The following is a 20,224-nucleotide window of genomic DNA, read 5'->3' on the forward strand; positions in this document are numbered from 1 at the left end:
GTTTTTGAGGTTTGGCTTCGAGTGAGTCGCCAACGATTTGTATGAATCGCGAATACCAAAACTTGTTTTAGGTTACTTCTTACTTCCCCTGCCCCCTTGCTCCCCCTGCCTCCCCCTTTCCCTACTCCCTGACTGCCATCTGCTCTAATGCTGTTTGTAAATCTTGCGTCAGGTTAACGACGGCTTGCTTGGCGTTACGTCGATTGCTTTTGTAGTCGTCCCAGCGATCGGATACAGAAAGCGGTTGTCCAATGGTCAAAACTGCTTTGAGTTTGCCCAATTTAGGACGATCGAAGGGATTGCTGCCTTTAATCCGAGCAACCATATCCCACATCAGTAAGGTGGTTTCGGCAAAGCGCTCGACGCTGGGTTTTTCCAGCACGTACTTGCCTGTGACAGCAACGAAGCTTTCGACGATGCGCATGTGCCATAAGCGAAGATCGGCTTCTTCGGCAATACGGTCAGCCAGTCCGTGTTCCAGCGATGAAACCTGTTCGAGCGACTTCAGGTCTTCACGATAGATATAATCCCAACCTGCTTGCTCCAACCGACGACAGCGATCGATGACGCTGCCTTTGGGCTGCAGGTTGAAGTATTCCTCTGCTACTTTCAACGCGGCATCCATCAAGGCGCTCAGTCGGGTGGCAAACTCTTCGTGAGAAACGGGTGCGGTAAGGTCTGGTGGTGGTGCGGTGCTGCCATCCTTTACTGTCGCTAGAGTCTGATGATAGAAACGGCTGTAGAACTGCTCCATTACCGATAGCAAGTGTTCGCCTAAACGGTACAGCCGTCCATAAAGTACCTGCTCGTTTGAGGCATCACTGGGATGAATTGCCGTCACAGCCAACCCTGCATCAACCTCTAACTGGCTCAAGAGTCGATCAATTGCCTGCCAGGGTGGCGTGATGTAGCGATACTGAATGCCGATCGGCACGACCAGCACCGTCTCAGACCGATCGGCTTTCGCTAAGTCTTCGGCACACCAAAAAGCAAGCTGGCTCAGTCCCGGTTCTAGCGGACTCACAATCTCAGTATGCCCATTAGTGGCACCTTCAGGCGCGGCGGCTAAGGGCAACGAGCCATTGACGAACAAATCGCGGGCAGACCGCAAACCGACGCGATCGACCTTACCACGATGAATGGGAGTGCCGCCCAGACGTGAGTAAAGCCAGCCCATCAACGAGCCAGCCCAAAGTGGAATGCCGCGATCGTACATAAAATGAGCATGAATCGGACGCTTCAGGGTAACTCCTTGCTGACGCGCGATCGTGGGTACAAGGCGAGAGAGCAAGTACGCCAGTGAAAACGGATCGGTCGCGCTGGGGTGCCGAAACGCCAGCAATAATCGGATCTTACCTGCCTGAAATTGGTGAAAAAGGTCAACTAAAACCTCAACATTGCTTGCCTCGACCTGACGAATTGCCGTCCGCGATCGCATGACGACAGGCAACAGCCATTGCAACACTCTCACAACTGTCAGATTGAGCTTTGGTGGAATAAATTCTAGCGGCGGTTGAACTTGGCGAATGAAGCGCGGCAAGGGAGTCTCCTTTTTAGTTGTTGGTTGGAAAGCCTTCGGCATGGCTTCGCTAGGGTTGTTAGTGTGCAGAAACCAAGTTTAGTGACCAGAAACCGGGTTTCTCGACGAAATTGTTTGTTCGACCAGATTCCTTTCAGAAACCCGGTTTCTTTCCAGCACTTCTAAAAAATAAACATCAACTTCAGTTTCCACGCTTTACCCTCGCGGATCAGTTCAATTTGGCGGATGAATTCACGGAAGTAGAAGCGGCGTTCGGGTTCAGAAAGGTCAAGCCAGAATTGAGGGATAGAAACAGTCTGAGCGATCGCCTGCAAATTGACTGGCGGAAGTTGTGCCAGTTTGCCTTGAAGCACGGCAATTTCAGTCCGTAGTTTGTAGGTACGCAGGTCAGCGGTTTCTTGATCCAAAATGCCACTGGTGACCAATGGGGGTAATTGGGCGAGGATGGCATTTTTGGCAGCGATCGCGCCACCAATGCCCTGCTTTATGGTGCCCACATCAGGCAGATCAACATCGGCGACAGCACGAGGCAGGTCTTCGCAGATGCGTTCGATCGTTTGCTGAAGGATGGCATCGTAGGCGATCGCGCCACAGTTGGGTGTTTGAGTGCATCCGGTTGGGCGGAGATAGAGATACTCGCGATCGCGGCGTGGAGCAGAAACACGAGTAACCGTCATGGGCGATCGGCATTCATGGCAGATGACCAATCCGGCTAAGGAACGCGGTGCGCTGGCAGTTCGGGGTGGCAATTGGCGGTTGCGTCTGAGTAGGCGATCGACTTGCGCAGCTTCTTCACGCGAGATGATGGGCGCGTGGGTATCACTGACCAACTCACCATTTTGATATGCCAGATCACCTCGATAAACGGGATTGGTCAGCCAGCGATGCCCTGTAGAAACCGCGATTTTCTTACTGTACTTTTTTGCCAGATAGCGGACGGCTCCGCTGAGTGATCCGTAGAGTAAAAACTGCTCGAAGAAATCCTTCACGACTGGAGCCGTGCTGCGATCGACCACATAACGACTGTTGCTGCGTCGATAGCCATAGGGGGCTTTTCCCGGTGGTGGCAATGCCTTGAGGCGATTCTGGGCGTGCCCCTGACGAATGCGACGGCTCTGCTGTGCGCGCTGTACTTGCTGCAACAGCTTGAGCAAATCTGCCTGCAAGTCTGTACCCTTGAGAATGGGTTTGTCAGCTAAAGCAGGATATATCGTGCTGGTTGCTTGCTCCGTCACAATGAGACGAATGCCCAACGCTTCCAGTTCAGCCAGTCGATCGCCCACTGCCTCCACAGAATTACCCAACTCTTCCACGCGCCGAATGAGCAAGTAAGCGGCGGGTTCTGCCCGACAGTCTTCGAGCAGTTGCTGCCACTGCTGCCGAACGATCGCGCTCTCTTTCCCTTTTTTCGGCACGGTGGCGATCGCTAGATCTTGGTAGACGCGGTCAATCTCCCAGCCCCACAGGTCGCGATCGGGCGTTGATTCTAACAAAGGGTCGCTGTAGAGATAAGCAATAATCTTCATCGTGCCGGGTGCGATCAGTCTGTCACACCGCTAAACCTCACCCAACTCAATGACATTGCCATCAGGGTCTTGAGTAAACAGTGCGGGACGACCAGAAGCACTCATTTGCATCGGGCAATTGTGAGCCAGAAGCCGCTCTTTCGCTGCCTCTAAACTGACAACTGAAAAGGCAATATGTCGGTTACGCCCCCATTTTTCGGGATTACCTAGTTCACCCGACTTGGCGTTTGCAACCATCAAATGAATCTGAAAGCCAGACACCTCATACCAGGCTCCAGGGAAGCGGAGAACGCGATCGACTTTCTCTAGCCCCAGCACCGATTCGTAAAAGTGCTGCGATCGCTCCAGGTCTGAAACCAGCAGTGCAGCGTGAAGGCAGCGAGTAATCTTCATGGTGGTCAACCTGTGAGCATCAACCTCCAGAATACCGGAACTCACTCCGTACAAGGAGCGTTTTGTGGCATGTGTAGCTCCATCAAGCATTGTGCAATCCGTTTCGCGGCTCCGGGTGTGCCCATGCGACGGCGACCATTTTCAGCGATCGTTTGCAGCGCATCGGGATTTTGCAGTAAGGATTGGATGACAGCCGCCACGCGATCGGGTTCCTTCACCAATAGGACAGAGGCACCCAGCAAACGGGTTTGAGCTTCAGCAAAAGCAGGTGTAAACTGCGGACCTTTCCCTGGCATGATGATCGCAGGTTTGCCCAGTCCAATAAACTGTTCCGTTGCAGTGCCTGCCATCGCGATCGCCACATCGGCTCGATGCAAACACTCGGCAAACCGCTTTTGCGCCAATACTAGCGTCGATTTGCGATCGCCCAAGCCAACAGTGTAAGAACCTTCTGTTACCTGCTGCCAGCGATATGCCATGAGTGCTTTGTGGAGCGTTTCTGATTCCAATCCAGGCGCGATCGCCGCTAAAAACGTCAACGGTCGCGGCATCTGGGCAATCATCCCATTCACCGCTTGCAAAATTGTTTCCCAATTGGCGTAGGCTTCGGGTGGACGCGAACCAGGCAGGAGGGCGATCGTTAAGGATGAAGGAGAAAGGCTAAAGGCTAAAGCTTGACTTCTATCCTTAATCCCTAAGCCTTCATCCTTTTCTTCACCCCAGTCCAACCCATCCATCATCGGATTGCCCACATCAAACGCTGAAATGTCTCGACGTTTGAGGCTCATTGCGGTGATTGTGTCTCTGGGAAAGACCGCTTTGCAATTGGGATGACTCATGAGCCAGCGTTCCCACGGGTGGTAAATACAGCCTGTCCAACGCTCAAGGCGATCGTCCCACCAGGACTTTCGTGGCAACCACCCACCCTCATCACGCAGGTAGTATTCCGACTTTGCCGTGCCCACAAACGCGTAGGGAAGCCCACTGAGACGGGCGAAGAAGAGGGGAACGATATCGCCGACGGCAAGAATGAGGGAGTGGGGAGTGGGGAGTGGGGAGTGGGGAGTCATGTCTCTGCGTCTCTGCGTCTCTGCGGTAGTTGCCCAAGTGCGAATCGCGCGGAGTTGTGCGAGGGTAAGCTGGAGCAAGCCGCCCCGAATATCACGTGCAAGCTGTCGCCCATCCTGGTAGATAAAGCCACCAGAGGGCATGGTTTTGACGGAGCCAATGAGGGGAATACCGCTGTCAGTATAAGCATGACCTTCGCCCACGATCGGCAACGCTGCGAGTTCTGGTGGATTGGGCTGTTGCTGGAGTTCGCGCAAAATGCGGATGGCGATCGCATCTTCACCATGACCATTGCTAAGACAGAGTATGCGCATGAGAGGCATGAGACTGAGGACTGATGGCTAGAATAGAGCAGATAGACGACGAACACATAGATTAGTGCCCATCACAGAAGGGAGACTGCTCTTATGCCTCATCCCACCCTCAGTAGCGAAGAAATTGCTCAACGTGGTGAAAGCCTGCATGAGGAACATATTCGTGTTCATGTCGAGACAGCGGCGAATATTGGCAAGATTATTGCGATCAACCTTAGTACAGGTGATTACGAAATCGACCACGATCTGCTTGCAGCTTGTCATCGCTTAAAAGCCAAGCAACCCGACACCGTGACGTGGATACAGCGCATTGGCTATGATGCCGTCTATGCCATTGGTGGCACCTTGACTAGGACAGCAAAGTTGATCAGCGGTACCGTTGTTGAGTTATGAAGCTTTTGCTTATGGGGCTGATTCGTAGCTATCGGGTGTTGCTTTCACCGTGGTTGCCGCCAGCATGTCGTTTTCAGCCAACGTGTTCGCAGTATGCGTTGGAGGCAGTCGATCGCTTTGGTGCCATACAAGGCAGTTGGTTAGCCGCTCGACGCATTTGCCGCTGTCATCCGTTTCATCCTGGCGGTTATGATCCTGTACCTCAGCGTACTCAACCTGAACCGTTGGATACAGACACGCTTTGAGGATCTGGCTATCAGCTATCAGTTATCAGCCTGAACTGACTGCACACTCCACCACGAATTGACGTTTTAACCGTCTGAGTTTTTGATGAAGCCCTACCAGTCCATTGCGATCGCCGAATGTGGCGAGCCTCTGCTACCCATTCCTGACACACTCTTCGCGTTTGTGTCTCCCCATCCTTACGAAAAAGTGGGAGCACCCTACGGCAAAAAGTCGCCCTTTTACCTGCGTGAAGGCGTACTCAAGCGGTTGACTGAGGCTCAGGCTCACTTACAACAGCAGCATCCTGGCTGGCGGCTACAAGTGTTTGATGCGTATCGCCCGATCGCGGTGCAGCAATATATGGTGGACTATACCTTTCAGAAAGTGGCGCACTCGAAAGGGTTATCGTTAGATTGCCTCACTGAGTCGCAACGTGAAGCGATCTTAGAATTGGTCTATGAGTTTTGGGCAGTGCCAAGCCGCGATCCAGCAACGCCACCACCACACAGTACTGGAGGCGCGATCGACTTGACGCTAGTAGACGAGACTGATCGTGAGGTGGACATGGGAGCACCAATTGATGAACTCTCGCCTCGATCGTATCCTGACCACTTTGTCACATCTGATCACCTACGCGATCGTTCGTTTCATCAGCATCGTCAACTGCTGCGATCGGTGATGCTCTCCGCTGGCTTCCAGCAACACCCCAACGAATGGTGGCACTTCTGCCTGGGCGATCAGATGTGGGCATGGCTGACCGATCAGGCAACGGGAGTGGAAACAGTGGCGCGGTATGGGGCGATCGAGGTAGCGGAGGGGCAGGGGAAGCAGGGGGAGTGGAGAAAGTGATGAAAGAGCGTTGAGTTGCGCTTTAAATGGTGTTGCTAGAAGGTGTTGCTAAAAAGTGTTGAGGTTGGACGTTCTCCTTGCTTCCCCTAACTCCCTTGCTTCCCCCACATCCCCTGCCTCCCTTTCTTCCCCTGCCTCCCCCACTCCTCACAAACCGCTTATCATAAGCATCTAGTTGCTGGTTGCTCCCGCTCTATGAGCTACTGCCTCAATCCAACTTGCCGGAAGCCTCAAAATCGAGACAGTATAGAGTTCTGCCGCAACTGTGGTGCAACGCTGCGGCTCAAAGATCGTTATCGTCCGATTAAAGCGATCGGGCAAGGTGGTTTTGGCAGAACGTTTCTAGCGATCGACGAAGACAAGCCATCGAAACCGCGCTGCGTGGTGAAGCAATTTCTGCCCGCCAACCAGGACGCGCAGCATTTGAAAAAAGCGGCTCAGTTGTTTGAACGAGAGGCAATGCGGCTGGAAGAACTGGGCAACCATCCACAGATTCCGACGTTGTTAGCCTACTTTAGGCAAGAGCAGCAGCAGTATCTAGTGCAAGAGTTTGTGGATGGCAAAAACCTAGCCGAGTTGCTGCACGAACACGGCGTTTTTACCGAAGTGCAGGTGCGGGCAGTGTTGGTTGGGCTGTTGCCCGTGCTGGAGTTTATCCACAGTCACAGTGTTATCCATCGTGATATTAAACCCTCTAACATCATCCGCATGGCGGTGGGGCAAGCGATCGGGCACACGCCTGTCTTGACCGAGTGGACTGAGCTATTGCAGGCACTCTCGCTGGAAGCCGCACAAGGATACATTGATGTTGCAGTCGATCGCCGCTTTAGCGATCGGCTCCGTGAGGGCTTTGCTCAACCACCCAAAGCCGTATCGATCGCCACTTATACGCACTGGCAGCAACTGGCAGCACAGTTTGCCAACTACGCCGATCTGCCCTTTGTTCAGCGGCAACACCTGGTAGCAAACGCAAGTCGCTTGCTGAATGAAAGGCGGCAGCAGGCTGAACGCTCTACGACGACGCACGAATATCAACTAGCACTGGTCGATTTTGGCGCGGCGAAAGCTGCTATTGGTACGGCATTAGTCAGAACCGGAACGACGATCGGTAGCCCGGAATACCTGGCACCAGAGCAAAGTCGGGGTAAAGCGGTGTTTGCCAGCGATTTATTTAGCCTGGGTGTGACCTGTATTCATTTGCTAACCAATCGATCGCCCTTCGATCTGTTCGATACCAGCGATAATACCTGGATCTGGCGCAAATACTTGACCATGCCTGTCAGCGAATCATTGGGGCACGTTCTCGATCGCCTTTTGGAACCGGGAGTCAATCGGCGCTACCAGTCTGCAACAGACGTTCTGCACGCTTTGGAGGCGACACTGCCAGAGGCGATTTCCTCTTCCTCTAACGCACCCTTGCGTTCAATGTCACCGCTTCAGTCAAACCCGCAGTCAAACCCGCAGTCAAACCCGATCGTGGTGCTTGCTCAACCAGCCCCAGCGCCAGGTACTATGCGCTCAGCCGCATCTGCTGCGGTACAGGTGATTGCTCAAGCGATCGCGCCCAAGCCGCAACCTGCCAAAGCTGCTTCACCACGGCGCAAAACCTCAAAAGCCAAGCCACTCTGGCACTGTGTTCACCAACTACTCAATCCTGGGAAAGTCTACGCGATCGCGCTCAGTCCCTTAGAGCCGATTCTGGCAAGCAGCAGCGGCACCACCATTAAGCTCTGGGACGTGCAAACTGGGCAGCCACTGCGCACCCTGACCGGGCACCTGGATATCATCTACTGTCTCGCTATCAGCCCAGACGGCAAGGTGCTGATTAGCGGTAGTGCTGATAAAAGCATGCGGCTCTGGGATTTACAGACCGGACAGCGTGTTGGCACGATCGCCCTACACACCGATACCGTTCTTAGTCTTGCCCTTAGCCCAGACGGACGGACGCTGGCAAGCGGTAGCCTCTACGACCCCATCAAACTGTGGGACTTGGAGGTGAACCGGGAACTGGCTAGTCTCTCTGGACAAACAGGACGCATTGAAGCGCTGGCATTTAGCTCAGATGGTCTCTGGCTTGCCAGCGGTAGTAGTGACAGTACTGTAGCGCTTTGGGATATGAAGCTGGAAAATCTGGTCACAGGACGAGAACTGCGGCTTCTGAAAGGACACACCTCAACTGTTGCGGCTGTAGCGTTTGAACCCGATGGCAACACGCTTGCCAGCAGCAGTTGGGACAGCACCGTCAAACTGTGGAGCACACGCACACAACGGGAGAAACGCACGCTTCAACCAGACGCTGGTCGAGTCACTACGCTGAGCATCAGTCCTGACGGCACTCTGTTCACTGGCAGCGACACGCTTAAACTCTGGCAACCTCGAACGGGTAAGGAACTTGCTACGCTGGCTGGACATACCTCAGTCGTATCAGCGATCGCCCTAACCAAAGATAGCAAAACCCTGATCAGCAGCAGTTGGGATGGCACCATTCGGATCTGGAACAACGGGGATGCGTAAGTCCGCTTTATTGGCTCAGGCGATCGCCTTGTGCCAACAGCGGTGCCGCTTGGAGAAGCGCCTGCGTATAGGGATGCTGAGGACGCGTAAAAATATCCTGCGTGTCACCCAATTCAACAATTTTGCCTGCCTGCATGACTGCAATGCGATCGCAAAAGAACCGTGCCACCCAAAGGTCATGCGTGATAAACAAATAGGTCAGCTCAAACTCGCGCTTCAAATCTCGCATGAGCGCCAAAACCTGGGTCTGTACGCTGGCATCAAGCATACTGACTGGCTCGTCGCAGATGATTAGCTGTGGACGCGTAATCAAGGCACGGGCGATCGCCACTCGCTGTTGCTGCCCCCCGGAGAGCTGTGCTGGATAGCGATCGTAAAACGAAGCCGCAGGGCTTAACCCCACACGCTCCAGCATGTTTAGCACCTCTCCTTTCGCTACGTGGGGATCAGCCAACTGATGAATCCGCAGCGGGTCTCCAATACTCTCCCCTACCGTCATCATGGGATTTAGGCACGCATGAGGGTCTTGAAACACCATCTGCAATTGCCGTCGCTGCTGCCGCATTGCCTCTCGCGTCAACCCGACTAAATTCCGTCCCAAAAACTCGACCTTACCTGCAGTTGGATGGATTAACTGTAAAATCGCCCGCGAAAGTGTACTCTTGCCACAGCCCGATTCCCCGACCAGCCCCAACGTTTCACCAGGATAAAGATCCAAACTAATGCCATCCACCGCTTTGATCGTCTGGTCAGCTTGTGAAAACCATCGGGCAATGAAATTCTGCTCCAGCGTATAGTGCTGCTTGAGATTGTCGAGGTGAAGTAGGGGTGTGGGGTGTGGGGTGTGGGGTGTGGGGTGTGAGGTGTGAATGGTGCGTTCTAAGTTCTGAGTTGCAAATCCCCCACTTCTCTGCTCCCCTTGCTCCGGCACTCCTGAATCCTCTCCCCTCACTCCTCTCCCCTCTCCCCTCACTTGCTCAACCGCTTGTAAATGCAGGGCAGCGTTCAGCAGCGATCGCGTGTACTCATGCTGAGGCGTTTGCAACACGTCTTGAGTTGTACCCGTTTCGACAAACTTGCCGTCATACATCACAGCGATGCGATCGCAATACTCGCCAATCATTGCAAGGTCGTGAGAAATGATCAGCAATGCCATTTGCCGCTCGTCGCAGAGACGGGTCAGTTCCCGCAAAATCTGGGCAGCGACGGTGACATCTAGACTCGTCGTCGGCTCATCCGCCACGATGAGTTTAGGGTTCAGCAACAGTGCCAGCGCGATCGCCACCCGTTGCCGCATTCCACCACTAAATTCATGCGGGTACTGTGACCAGCGATTCGCCGGGATGTTAACGGCTTCTAATGTTTCGATCGCCTGCATCTTTGCCTGTCGCCGCGAAAGCCTGGGTTGATGCGATCGCAGTGTCTCTAAGCAGTGATCCCCGATCGTCATGAGCGGGTCAAGGCGCGTCATCGGGTCTTGAAAAATCAGCGCAACGGCTTCGCCTCGAAACCGACGTAAGGCTGCCGAGGAGAAGTCAAAAACAGACTGACCTGCAAAAGTGACGCGCCCCTCAACGAGAGTGTCTTCTGACAGTAGCCGCATCGCCGCTCGTCCCAGCGTGCTTTTACCGCAGCCCGATTCTCCCACTAGCCCCAGCTTCTCCCCAGGGTTAAGGCTAAACGAGACATCATCTACTGCCCACGCGATCGCACTCGACCCACGTTGAGGATACGCCACCCGCAAATGTTCGACCTGAAAGAGCGTGTTTGTCATTGAGTGAGTCATTGGCAATGAGCGTTCAGCATTCAGCGTTCAGCTACTCTATCAGTTGTTAGTCATTACAAATACAGCGCTGAGTCAGTATTCTTGCCTTCTGTCTTCTGTCTTCTGTCTTCTGTCTTCTGCCTTCTGTCTTCTGCCTCCTGCCTTCTATCTTCTGCCTGCCCACTATTTATCACACCGTCGCATCAAATAAGCTACCCCAAAATCACCATTGGGATGCTTTTCCAAAACCTCAGCCAACTCAAAGATTTGTGCTGCCAGCGCATGACCCAATTTCTCGATCGTCGCGCGCCGTTCCTGAGCCAATTGCTCTCTTTCCCGCGTTCGCGTTTGCCAATCATTAGAGAATATGTGGTCAATGACGGTATGTAATCCTAGTGTTTGCAGCGTGTCCCACTCACCGCGATCGCACCAAATGCCCTTACAGTTTGAGCATCGCTCTACATAAAACGGTGTTTTCACGCTCACCTTTGCCCTTGCCAGATAGGCATTGCATTCGGGGCATAGTGCTGCCCTCGCGTCGAACGGCGATCGCGTACAATCCATCTCTAATGCCCGATCGATGAGTGCAGACAGGCTCTCTGCGGTGGGCTGTTGTTCCTGCCAAACCGCATAATCAGCTCCTGTAATCCAGACACCAGCACACTCTGAGCAATGATGAGCCGCCAACTGCTTCACCAACTGACGATCGACTAACTCTACCTGTTTATCCTTCGGACACTGCACTCGCGCTCTCCCCGCTTCAACCAACCCCTCTATTTAACCAAGCAAGCGCCAGAATTTTAGCTTTTAGACGAAGAGATCAGAATCCAGAAGGCAGAACCAACTTCCCACTCCCCACTCCCCACTCCCTACTCCCCACTCCCTACTCTCCCAGCAAAACATCACAGTAACGCTGTAACGTTGCCAGCCGATCGCGCACCTGCTGTCGGCGCTGCTCAGTCGTGACCGTTTGACGTGCTGCTTGCAAAAACACGATGTCCACTTCTAGTAAACGCAGTTGCTTATCAATTTCTACGTGATAAGACTGCACCCAATGCTGTACATCTGAGGAGAGTTCATCTAGCTGTAAACTCAAAATCTGCTCACGGCAAAACCGCTGCAATGCCGTTACTTCAGACCGCAATCTCACCACAGTACTATCTGGTAGAGCTAGTGTCTGATAGGCTTCTTCCAGGATCTGCTTCAACGCCCTGTAGCGCGGCTGGTAGCTCAGTGGCAATACTTTTTTCATTCCGCGTTTCATTCCACACCGACACATTCGTAAGTTATTGTAAAGAATTTTGTCATTCTTGCTAGGATAGACATTAATAGAAACTAACAACCCCAAAACTAGAGGTAATTTGGCTTTAGTATTCTTGCTCTTGCCAAAGAATTTCGATAGGGAGCACATTCGTTCCTGCTGATGATTTTGAGGCTGGCTGCTTTTGTTAATCGGTTTCAGGGTCGCTTACCTCTCGTCTTGTGTGTAACGCCCTAGAAGTTAACTATTCGTTTTTGCACAGCTAAATCGGTTTAACGACCTGCATCAGTTCGCACACTGTGCAGTAAAATCAGCCATACAACAAATCTTTCGAGCCTTCCGATTCTTAAGCCTGATAGCATGCACCTAACGGCTCCCGCATCTCCCATAGAATTTGACGTTCCTGCCTGGTTGCAGGACTGTCTGCACACGCGACGGCTTCAGCCAGATCCGATCGCGCCCGAAACGTCTAAGACCGATGCAGATTTAGTCTGTAGAGCGTTTGAATTCGCCTACGAGCTGCACAGAGGTCAATACCGAGCCTCTGGTGAGCCTTATATCATGCACCCTGTTGCAGTCGCGGGGCTGCTACGCGATTTGGGCGGCGGTAGCGCCATGATTGCGGCAGGTTTTTTACATGACGTGGTTGAAGATACCAATGTCACGGCTGAAGAACTGGGCGAATTGTTTGGCAAAGAGGTTCAACTGCTGGTTGAAGGGGTCACAAAGCTCTCAAAATTTAACTTTTCTAGCAAAACAGAGCGGCAGGCTGAAAACTTTCGCCGCATGTTTCTAGCAATGGCGCAGGACATTCGCGTCATTGTCGTCAAGTTAGCAGACCGTCTGCATAACATGCGGACGCTTGAGCACTTACCCGATGCAAAGCGCCGTCAAATTGCGCTCGAAACGCGCGAAATCTTTGCACCCTTAGCGAATCGTTTAGGAATTGGACGCTTTAAGTGGGAGTTGGAAGACCTGACGTTCAAATATTTGGAGCCTGAGTCCTATCGGCAAATTCAAGAGCTGGTGGCAGAAAAGCGGATCGATCGCGAAACAGGACTGGCTCAAATCGTCGATAGCCTCAAACTGCGCCTAGAACAGGCAAAAATCGCTTGTGCTGATATTAGCGGTCGCCCCAAGCACCTGTATGGCATCTACCAAAAGATGAAGCGGCAGCAAAAAGACTACAACGAGATCTATGATGTTGCCGCGATTCGACTCATTGTGAGCGCCAACGATGAATGTTACCGCACTCTGGCAGTCGTCCATGACATGTTTCGTCCGATCCCTGGGCGCTTTAAAGACTACATCGGGTTGCCCAAGCCTAACCGTTACCAGTCACTACATACCGTTGTCATTGGCAACACAGGTAGACCGCTGGAAATTCAAATCCGGACGCTGGAAATGCATCAAATTGCAGAATATGGGATTGCTGCCCACTGGAAATATAAGGAAGCAGGCAGCTCTAGCAACAATACGCATCTGACAACGGCTGACGAGAAATTTACCTGGTTGCGGCAGCTCCTCGACTGGCAAAGCGATCTCAAAGACGCGCAAGAATATCTCGAAAATATCAAAGATGATCTGTTTGACGGTGACGTTTATGTGTTCACACCTCAGGGCGATGTAGTGTCTCTCAGTCGTGGCGCAACCGCTGTTGACTTTGCCTACCGTATTCATACCGAGGTCGGCAATCACTGTGCTGGCGTGCGTGTAAATGAACGCATGACAACTCTTGACACGCCGCTTAAGAACGGTGACATCGTTGAGATTATTACGCAGAAGAATTCCCGCCCTAGCCTTGATTGGCTTAACTTTGTCGTTACGCCAGGTGCACGTAACCGCATTCGTCAGTGGTACAAGCGATCGAACCGCGAAGAAAATATCGCTCGTGGTCGAGAGCTGCTAGAGCGAGAACTGGGCAAAAATGGCTTTGAGGCATTGCTAAAATCAGTCCCAATGCAGGCAACGGCAGAGCGATGTAACTACCACAGCGTTGAGGATTTGCTCGCTGCCCTTGGCTATGGAGAAGTGACCCTTAACCTTACACTCAACCGCTTACGTGAAGCTGTAAAAGCGCAGCAACCGCTAGCAAAACTCTCCGATAGCCTGAGTGCGTCCTCCCAAGAGTTGCCGTTGCTGCCGACAGGTCCCAAACTTCTACCGCTACAACCGCCTAGCAAGGCTCCTATCATCGGTGTCGAGGGCTTGCTTCATCACATTGCAGGCTGCTGTACGCCTGTTCCTGGTGAAGCCATCATTGGTGTCGTTACGCGTAGCAGTCGGGGGATCTCGATTCATCGTCACGGATGTCCCAACGTAGAGGCTATTCCTGGCGATCGACTGGTGCCCGTTAAGTGGAATACGACCGATCAAGATCAGGGTCGTCCGCAAACCTACCCTGTTGATATTCAGATTCAAGTGATCGATCGAGTAGGCGTACTGAAGGATATTCTGTCCCGTCTGACCGACAATAATATCAACGTCCGTAATGCTCAGGTAAGAACATACCCAGCTCAAACTGCGATTATTGATTTAGGTATTGACATCCGTGACCACGAACAGCTTGAACGTACCTTCAGCCAAATCAGAAAGTTGAGTGACGTGCTCAATCTGCGTCGTTTAAGCCAGGTAGAAGACTAAACAGTGCCGCTCTTGCCCTTTGATCAATCGAGTTTAGTACAAAAGGGGATGCAGGAATGCTGACACGATTACGGCTGCCCTCAGTGCCCATTGACCTCATTCCTACTTTGAAGGAGTCAATCAGCAAGAGCGTCCAGTAAGAAGTCAAAATAGCTAGACTAAGGAGCGTATTGATCCCAAAAGCAGAACTAGAATAGACAGGCTATCTAAGTAAATTTACTGCCACAGCGTTAACTGTGCCAATAGCAACGCGTCAGTTTGTGATCGCTCACAAGTCTTTCCACAGCTAATAGTAGAGTCTGAATATTGCGTTTTGTGATTTGAAGCTGGATTAATGTTTATACTCTAAGATAAAGTATGGTGATTCTAGTCACAGCCTCTGTCTTTACGCTACGGGTACGATTGGAAGCGGGGAGATGGGAATGGCATCGGAGGGCGCGTGCTAGATATACTGCCAGGTCTGCAACAATAGCAATATTCTTTCGTCTAAAAGTGAAGCCTTGTGCGTTGATCAGTACCTTCAGTGCTTGAAGTAGTGAAAATCCACCCTTATCCCTGGGCATGGGAGTTCTAGCCACCGTGAGTACCTGGACACCCAACTTTAATCGACAAATTGACCAAGAGGAGCAGCAGCTATACGATCACTTGCTCCGACTAGTTCAGTCTGAGCTACCTGGGCAACTCATCGAACGCTTTCGTACTCTCTTTGTCGATGGGGTTGGCTATCCCGATGCAGACATTGCAGCAGCGATTAATAAAATTGCGACCTCTAAAGCCGCTGAACAAGAGTTTCGCTTTGTGCTTAACCGCTGCTGCCACATTCTGATCAACCGCTGGCAGACGCGCCCTCAGCTTCAAGCTGCCATACCGGAACTGATAGCGATTTTTGAGACAACGCCCTCCCGTCCGGTTACTGAGTATTCGCGCTCTCGGTCAGCTAGACGGGTGCGCGAATTGGTCAAAGGTTTTGTTGATAGTGAGCAATATGTAACACTCCGTCGCTTGTCACAGGTGATGAACCAGACTAGCGACTTGTACGTCCCGCCAGCACATGAGCCGATCGGTGCGCTGATTCGGCGCTACCCCTACCTCTACGAGCACTGCCTCTTAACCGATGGCAGCACCTATGAACATCAACAAGCGATTCGACAGCTTCAGGCAAAAGCACAGCGCCAATATGAAGTTGACTTGTCGCAGTATGTCACCTACCAAGTACGGCGATCGCAAATTGACGGTGACGTGCCTTTGCAAACCTATAGCCGGGTTCTTCAGCCAGTTAAGAACCCAACTTTGCTGAGCGATCAAGAGCTATGTCGCGCCCTGAAGCAGTTTGCTGGTAAATCTCAAAGCGATGGTACCTATCGCGATTCGGCGCAGCGGTTTCTGACGCACACTAATCAGACACCCACCTTTCAATCATTTAAGGATGACCTCTATCAGTACATTACAGCGTCGGTAGACTCAGAGTACGGTAGGCGGCAGTTCAACAATCAGCTTTACACGCAACTTAAGAGCACACTGCCAGAAAGCGACGACCAAAAACTCAACGATTTTCTGCTAGTCAGAACCTGTAGCCAATTGCTTAACTTTCTCGTGGTAGAAAGCCCTCAACGACCGAATCACTTTGTCTTTGTCGATCTGATCTCCAACATTGGCTCGACCTTAACGACTGGGCTATTGCTGAAAATAGTGCTGATTTGCCGCAAGGTAAAGCCCTATCTGGAAAAGCGCTTTTCCATTCTGTTTAATCACTATGAATTTTGCCGTCGGGATGGTGTTCAGTGGCTCGTTGAAGCCATGGAAACCTTAAATTTGGCGCTGAGCACAAACTTCAGTACGATCGATCTCTCTTTTATTAACCAAATCGCACGCTAGACAAGAACTCTAATACGATCGGCGATTCTTTAATTGACTAAGATGCTGACTTATGTAAGCCGAGAAGACGAGAGCAGTTTTTTATGCTAACGTACGTTTTGAATTGATCTATCGGTAAGCTTGATCGAATGGTCTGTTGTCAAATGGGCTACTCGCTCTTTTAGCGACATCACCTTCAAAGGCGTAACGTAATCTGTACTGAAAAAGACAACCAACGTTAAAGGGGTTTGTCTGAGCGCAATGTGATTGCTAGTCGATATGTGGCAGTTCGCTCATGCAGTTATTTTTGGGAGAGACTAAAAAGAATGACCCAGGTAGTTCTTGGTGAAAACGAGGGCATCGATTCTGCTTTGCGGCGCTTTAAGCGTCAGGTTTCTAAAGCTGGAATTCTAGCTGACTTACGTTCCCATCGACACTTTGAAACGCCGATCGAAAAGAAAAAGCGAAAGGCGATCGGTGCTCGACGCAAACGTCGCTACGGTTGAAGATGCGGATCGCTGCGGGGCTTGCTCTCCTTCGCCACGTGGTGTCCTTATTGAGTTAAAGGTTCAGCAATGTGAATAGCGATTTCGTTCAAGCTGTCTCGGCTAACCCTCGCTTCTAACAACACGAAGGATTCTTCGACAAAGCTTTAGATGCAAATATTTATTTATAAAATATTTATTGATAAACGTGATGAACGCAGAAGCCAGATTAGCTCCTGCGTTCGTTGTTAGAGAATGCGCTTTACGTAGCCTGAGCTAACTAGCCGCCCATTTTGTCTTGAACCTTCTCAAGGGCACCTTTGATGCCTCTCTCAACAGAAGGAGTGCCTTCAGAGTTCGAGGGGCGTTTCATCTCCTTGAGACCCGCTTTGCCTTGAACTTCGTTGAGACCACCGCCTCTAGTTTTCTTTTGCGTTTCGTTCAGATTCGGTGGGTGGTCGGTTGCGATCGCATCGCGTGATTCCTGCTCGTACTCTTTAGCTGCCTGGTTTGCAACAGCGTTTGGTTCATTCTTGATAGGTGCAGCAAATGCAGGAGTCACATAAGAGAACAGCAAGACAGCACAAAGGCAGATCGTCACAAGGTAACGAAGGGGACGTAAAACAGCTAAAACATCTTTCATAGCGGGTTCCTCCAGGCTATAGAAGTTAGGTTGAAAAGCTTGTTGCACAACACAACTAAGCCTCTTCCATATACTCAGATCTAGACACCTATCAACATCTACATCTTGACGGATCTATGTCATTGCGTTTAGTAGGTTTTATCTCTCTCTGGGAGGAGTTAAATGGCAGGATAGCTGCAACAGACTAGGGCGCGTCATCAATTAGCTCCAAAACCTTGCGGTATCAGTATGATCGCGCCCGCCCCAACACACCAGGCTAGGGGCTGAAACCTTTGCTGCAAGCCATGTGTCGTTGTAATTGATGACAGCCCCTAGCGTTGCAAACCGAATCGTCTGCTTACCTGGACTATAAAACCTGTAAAACATTCCAGCTTGTTAGATGGTTGTTGCGGTCTCAGTCTAATTATTTTGAGAGAAACTCAACTTTTGGGAGAAGGGGATCTTGAACAACGCCAACTCCCGTAAAGCTCCATCGCTTGAGCAAGTTGTCAATTTGTGTACCAGGGATTGATTCGACTGTGAAGCGATCGACAACCCCTGAAGCGTGAGTGTTGAGGTAGCTTAAAGCATCAAAATGTTCGCGAAACAAGAGCAAAAAACTTGCACTAGAGCGCTGTTCTTCCTTAGATTTTGCATCAGCATGAGGATGTGCTACTAGATAACTACCGTCCGCTCTCGATCGAATGAGGTAATAGCTTTGAGAAAACATAAGGTAGGGAAATGAGTCGTGAGTAACGCTCGATTAATACGTTTCTTGATGAGGAGACGTTTACAGGGGTACGAAATCTGCGTTGTACAAGGCAATTGCTGCTCAAGCATTATTCTCCAAAGCGCAGCCATAGTGAAGTTGTGTAGGGACAATCCTCAAGCCCTGTTTGATTGACTACTTTGGCTGCTAATGATCTCAAGCGAATCGTTATGGTCGAAACGCTCAGCCACGATCAGCGCGACTAGTGCTGTTGCGGCTGTCGCCATAAAAGTTAGGACATTGGAATTAAAGGGGGTATGGGGGCTTCACCCCCAGCCAGGGGTTTCACCCCTGCACCCCGTCCTAACCCATATGCCTATGGCTATATGAGGCGAAGTTGTACTTGCCCTAGCCTAACATCCCGTAAAGAGCGACTCCCTACTCTTATATTTTTTTCCCAACCGCCTTCTGTGGTGTACAACATGGGCAGTGCAGTCTCCAGCGAGTTAATATCGCACCGTTACGCGTGAAGGGAAACAGGGGCAGATGGGACGAATTTTTATTTCAGCAGCGCATGGTGGACAGGAAAACGGCGTAACTGATCCAGGAGCCGTGATTGGCGGTACGACAGAAGCCAGAGAGATGATCCTGACGCGTGATCTGGTGGTGACGGAGCTACGATCGCGTAGCTTTGAAGTCTTTTCAGTTCCCGACGACCTGAGCGCTATTCAAACCCTTGACTGGATCAATGCACGTTCCCGCAGTGGCGATATTGCCCTCGAAATTCATACCGATGCGTTCTCTAACCCGTCTGTGCGTGGGTCAGCGGTGTTTTACATTGCTAATAACAGCCAGCGGCAGGCACAGGCTGAAACCCTATTGTTAGCCCTGCTGCGCCGAGTTCCTCAACTTCCCAATCGGGGCACACGACCTGATACAGCCACCGGGCTGGGCAGCCTCGCGTTTTGTCGGCAGTTAGTTGCGCCTGCCCTTTTGATGGAAGTGGCAGTGCTATCCAACCCGGACGATCGCTTTATCATTCAAAATCAGCGCCGAAATGTGGCATTGGGCGTTGCTGACGGTCTTGCTTCCTGGAGTCAGTCAGTATCGCCACCTACGCCTACCCCGACTCCCACGCCCACACCGACTCCCAGTCCGGGCACCTATCCATCCTCCAACATCAATATCAATGGTCAGATCTACGCCGAGCAGGGCATCGTCGTCAGCGGCAATGCGTATGTACCCATCGATTTAGTCGATCGCCTGGGTGTAGACGTTTCCACCGACCCTAATGTGCGTCGCATCACGTATCGCAATATTGTGTATGTACGTGCGGTTGATTTGCGCAATCACCATATTTCAATCATCTGGGATAATGCCAGTCGCACCGTCTTCTTAAAATCATCCTTTCAAATTTGTCCTGGTCAGTTCGATCGCATTGCAGGCAGGGGAAACACCTCAGAAGTCCAACTGTTGCTGTTCCTCAAAGCAAACAATGAAGCCGCTTTGACCCGATATCCAGACATCGCCAAGCTTTACCGTGAAGAAGGCAGCATCGAAGGCATCGATTACGATATTGCCTTCTCGCAGATGTGCCTGGAAACTGACTTCCTACGCTTTAGCGGTGCCGTAAAGCCAGAGCAAAATAACTTTGGCGGACTGGGGTCAGCGGGAGGCGATTCGCAGGGAGCATCCTTTCCCAGCGCCCGGATTGGCGTGCGCGCACAAATCCAACACCTGAAAGCCTATGCCAATACAGAGCCTCTGGTGCAGGCAGTGGTCGATCCGCGCTTTAACTTTGTTGCTCGTGGCGTGGCTCCGCTCGTTGGACAACTCAACGGACGCTGGGCAGCCGATCCTCAGTACGGAGACAAAATCCTCGCCGTGCTGAAGCGCCTGTATGAGTCAGCGGGATTGATGTAGTGGGGAGAGCGGTCAGCGGTCAGCGGTCAGCGGTCAGCGTGAGTGTAGAGCCATTGGACATTCCTAGCCAGGTGCAGTAAGACTTGCGGTCAGCGGTCAGCGGTCAGCGGTCAGCGTGAGTGTAGAGCCATTGGACATTC

Annotated in this window: 17 protein-coding genes; 8 read left to right on the forward strand and 9 right to left on the reverse strand. The window is 51.7% G+C overall.

Translation table 11 applies throughout. The annotated features are described in order from the left end of the window. Positions 1-121 precede the first annotated feature (121 nt). The 4 genes from AC5JO6_RS11925 to AC5JO6_RS11940 all read right to left on the reverse strand — a co-directional run bounded on the left by AC5JO6_RS11925 (position 122) and on the right by AC5JO6_RS11940 (position 4,841). A complete protein-coding gene (locus tag AC5JO6_RS11925; RefSeq protein WP_496081279.1) occupies positions 122-1,540 on the reverse strand; it encodes a 1-acyl-sn-glycerol-3-phosphate acyltransferase in 1,419 nt (472 codons plus the stop codon). 161 nt (positions 1,541-1,701) lie between these two features. Next, entirely contained in the window at positions 1,702-3,066 is a 1,365-nt protein-coding gene (locus tag AC5JO6_RS11930; protein WP_496081280.1) for a recombinase family protein, read from the reverse strand. 30 nt (positions 3,067-3,096) lie between these two features. Then, positions 3,097-3,459: a VOC family protein gene (locus AC5JO6_RS11935; RefSeq protein WP_496081281.1), complete on the reverse strand. Its 363-nt coding sequence runs from the start codon at positions 3,457-3,459 to the stop codon at positions 3,097-3,099. A gap of 41 nt (positions 3,460-3,500) precedes the next feature. Continuing rightward, entirely contained in the window at positions 3,501-4,841 is a 1,341-nt protein-coding gene (locus tag AC5JO6_RS11940) for a lipid-A-disaccharide synthase-related protein (RefSeq protein ID WP_496081303.1), read from the reverse strand. A 93-nt stretch (positions 4,842-4,934) separates the two neighbouring features. Here AC5JO6_RS11940 and AC5JO6_RS11945 point away from each other — a divergent pair, with 93 nt between their 5' ends. From AC5JO6_RS11945 to AC5JO6_RS11960, 4 genes are all read left to right on the forward strand, one after another. Next, positions 4,935-5,234, forward strand: a complete 300-nt coding sequence (locus AC5JO6_RS11945) for a hypothetical protein (protein WP_496081282.1) — start codon at positions 4,935-4,937, stop codon at positions 5,232-5,234. Next, positions 5,231-5,479, forward strand: coding sequence for a membrane protein insertion efficiency factor YidD (gene yidD, locus AC5JO6_RS11950; protein ID WP_496081283.1), 249 nt, complete (start codon positions 5,231-5,233; stop codon positions 5,477-5,479). The genes AC5JO6_RS11945 and yidD overlap by 4 nt, the downstream gene beginning before the upstream one ends. Positions 5,480-5,564: 85 nt before the next feature. Beyond that, complete coding sequence (locus AC5JO6_RS11955) at positions 5,565-6,308, forward strand: M15 family metallopeptidase (protein WP_496081284.1); 744 nt, start codon at positions 5,565-5,567, stop codon at positions 6,306-6,308. A gap of 195 nt (positions 6,309-6,503) precedes the next feature. Further along, the gene (locus AC5JO6_RS11960) at positions 6,504-8,822 is read left to right on the forward strand and encodes a protein kinase domain-containing protein (RefSeq protein WP_496081285.1); all 2,319 of its coding nucleotides are present in this window, start codon (positions 6,504-6,506) and stop codon (positions 8,820-8,822) included. Positions 8,823-8,829: 7 nt separating this feature from the next. On the opposite strand, the gene AC5JO6_RS11965 is transcribed toward AC5JO6_RS11960, so the two are convergent. From AC5JO6_RS11965 to patD, 3 genes are all read right to left on the reverse strand, one after another. Further along, complete coding sequence (locus tag AC5JO6_RS11965) at positions 8,830-10,596, reverse strand: dipeptide ABC transporter ATP-binding protein (protein WP_496081286.1); 1,767 nt, start codon at positions 10,594-10,596, stop codon at positions 8,830-8,832. Between the two features lie 174 nt (positions 10,597-10,770). Next, positions 10,771-11,331: a TFIIB-type zinc ribbon-containing protein gene (locus AC5JO6_RS11970; protein WP_496081287.1), complete on the reverse strand. Its 561-nt coding sequence runs from the start codon at positions 11,329-11,331 to the stop codon at positions 10,771-10,773. 139 nt (positions 11,332-11,470) lie between these two features. Next, positions 11,471-11,839, reverse strand: coding sequence for a heterocyst frequency control protein PatD (gene patD / locus AC5JO6_RS11975; protein WP_496081288.1), 369 nt, complete (start codon positions 11,837-11,839; stop codon positions 11,471-11,473). 369 nt (positions 11,840-12,208) lie between these two features. On the opposite strand from patD, the gene AC5JO6_RS11980 reads away from it, so the two are divergent. The 3 genes from AC5JO6_RS11980 to rpsU all read left to right on the forward strand — a co-directional run bounded on the left by AC5JO6_RS11980 (position 12,209) and on the right by rpsU (position 16,851). Beyond that, positions 12,209-14,491, forward strand: coding sequence for a RelA/SpoT family protein (locus AC5JO6_RS11980; RefSeq protein ID WP_496081289.1), 2,283 nt, complete (start codon positions 12,209-12,211; stop codon positions 14,489-14,491). Positions 14,492-15,070: 579 nt separating this feature from the next. Further along, positions 15,071-16,366, forward strand: coding sequence for a Sll1247 family protein (locus tag AC5JO6_RS11985; protein ID WP_496081290.1), 1,296 nt, complete (start codon positions 15,071-15,073; stop codon positions 16,364-16,366). Between the two features lie 305 nt (positions 16,367-16,671). Further along, positions 16,672-16,851, forward strand: coding sequence for a 30S ribosomal protein S21 (gene rpsU, locus AC5JO6_RS11990; protein ID WP_496081291.1), 180 nt, complete (start codon positions 16,672-16,674; stop codon positions 16,849-16,851). Between the two features lie 259 nt (positions 16,852-17,110). Here the strand turns inward: rpsU and AC5JO6_RS11995 are convergent, their stop codons facing one another. Both AC5JO6_RS11995 and AC5JO6_RS12000 read right to left on the reverse strand, forming a co-directional pair. Further along, positions 17,111-17,473 carry a hypothetical protein gene (locus tag AC5JO6_RS11995; protein ID WP_496081292.1) on the reverse strand — a complete coding sequence of 121 codons (363 nt, stop codon included), beginning with the start codon at positions 17,471-17,473 and terminating at the stop codon, positions 17,111-17,113. Positions 17,474-17,876: 403 nt separating this feature from the next. Next, positions 17,877-18,182, reverse strand: a complete 306-nt coding sequence (locus AC5JO6_RS12000; protein ID WP_496081293.1) for a hypothetical protein — start codon at positions 18,180-18,182, stop codon at positions 17,877-17,879. A gap of 525 nt (positions 18,183-18,707) precedes the next feature. Here AC5JO6_RS12000 and tftA point away from each other — a divergent pair. Beyond that, complete coding sequence (gene tftA, locus AC5JO6_RS12005) at positions 18,708-20,084, forward strand: hormogonium tapered terminus morphoprotein TftA (RefSeq protein WP_496081294.1); 1,377 nt, start codon at positions 18,708-18,710, stop codon at positions 20,082-20,084. Positions 20,085-20,224: the final 140 nt, after the last annotated feature.

It is taken from the genome of Tildeniella sp., assembly GCF_059505325.1.

Excerpts from the sequence above, each read along its gene's own strand:
- rpsU (WP_496081291.1), top strand. The coding sequence starts at position 16,672 with ATGACCCAGGTAGTTCTTGGTGAAAACGAGGGCATCGATTCTGCTTTG.
- tftA (WP_496081294.1), top strand. The coding sequence starts at position 18,708 with ATGGGACGAATTTTTATTTCAGCAGCGCATGGTGGACAGGAAAACGGC.
- AC5JO6_RS11965 (WP_496081286.1), bottom strand. The coding sequence starts at position 10,596 with ATGACAAACACGCTCTTTCAGGTCGAACATTTGCGGGTGGCGTATCCT.
- yidD (WP_496081283.1), top strand. The coding sequence starts at position 5,231 with ATGAAGCTTTTGCTTATGGGGCTGATTCGTAGCTATCGGGTGTTGCTT.
- AC5JO6_RS11980 (WP_496081289.1), top strand. The coding sequence starts at position 12,209 with ATGCACCTAACGGCTCCCGCATCTCCCATAGAATTTGACGTTCCTGCC.
- AC5JO6_RS11960 (WP_496081285.1), top strand. The coding sequence starts at position 6,504 with ATGAGCTACTGCCTCAATCCAACTTGCCGGAAGCCTCAAAATCGAGAC.
- patD (WP_496081288.1), bottom strand. The coding sequence starts at position 11,839 with ATGAAAAAAGTATTGCCACTGAGCTACCAGCCGCGCTACAGGGCGTTG.
- AC5JO6_RS12000 (WP_496081293.1), bottom strand. The coding sequence starts at position 18,182 with ATGTTTTCTCAAAGCTATTACCTCATTCGATCGAGAGCGGACGGTAGT.
- AC5JO6_RS11940 (WP_496081303.1), bottom strand. The coding sequence starts at position 4,841 with ATGCGCATACTCTGTCTTAGCAATGGTCATGGTGAAGATGCGATCGCC.
- AC5JO6_RS11930 (WP_496081280.1), bottom strand. The coding sequence starts at position 3,066 with ATGAAGATTATTGCTTATCTCTACAGCGACCCTTTGTTAGAATCAACG.
- AC5JO6_RS11945 (WP_496081282.1), top strand. The coding sequence starts at position 4,935 with ATGCCTCATCCCACCCTCAGTAGCGAAGAAATTGCTCAACGTGGTGAA.
- AC5JO6_RS11995 (WP_496081292.1), bottom strand. The coding sequence starts at position 17,473 with ATGAAAGATGTTTTAGCTGTTTTACGTCCCCTTCGTTACCTTGTGACG.
- AC5JO6_RS11935 (WP_496081281.1), bottom strand. The coding sequence starts at position 3,459 with ATGAAGATTACTCGCTGCCTTCACGCTGCACTGCTGGTTTCAGACCTG.
- AC5JO6_RS11955 (WP_496081284.1), top strand. The coding sequence starts at position 5,565 with ATGAAGCCCTACCAGTCCATTGCGATCGCCGAATGTGGCGAGCCTCTG.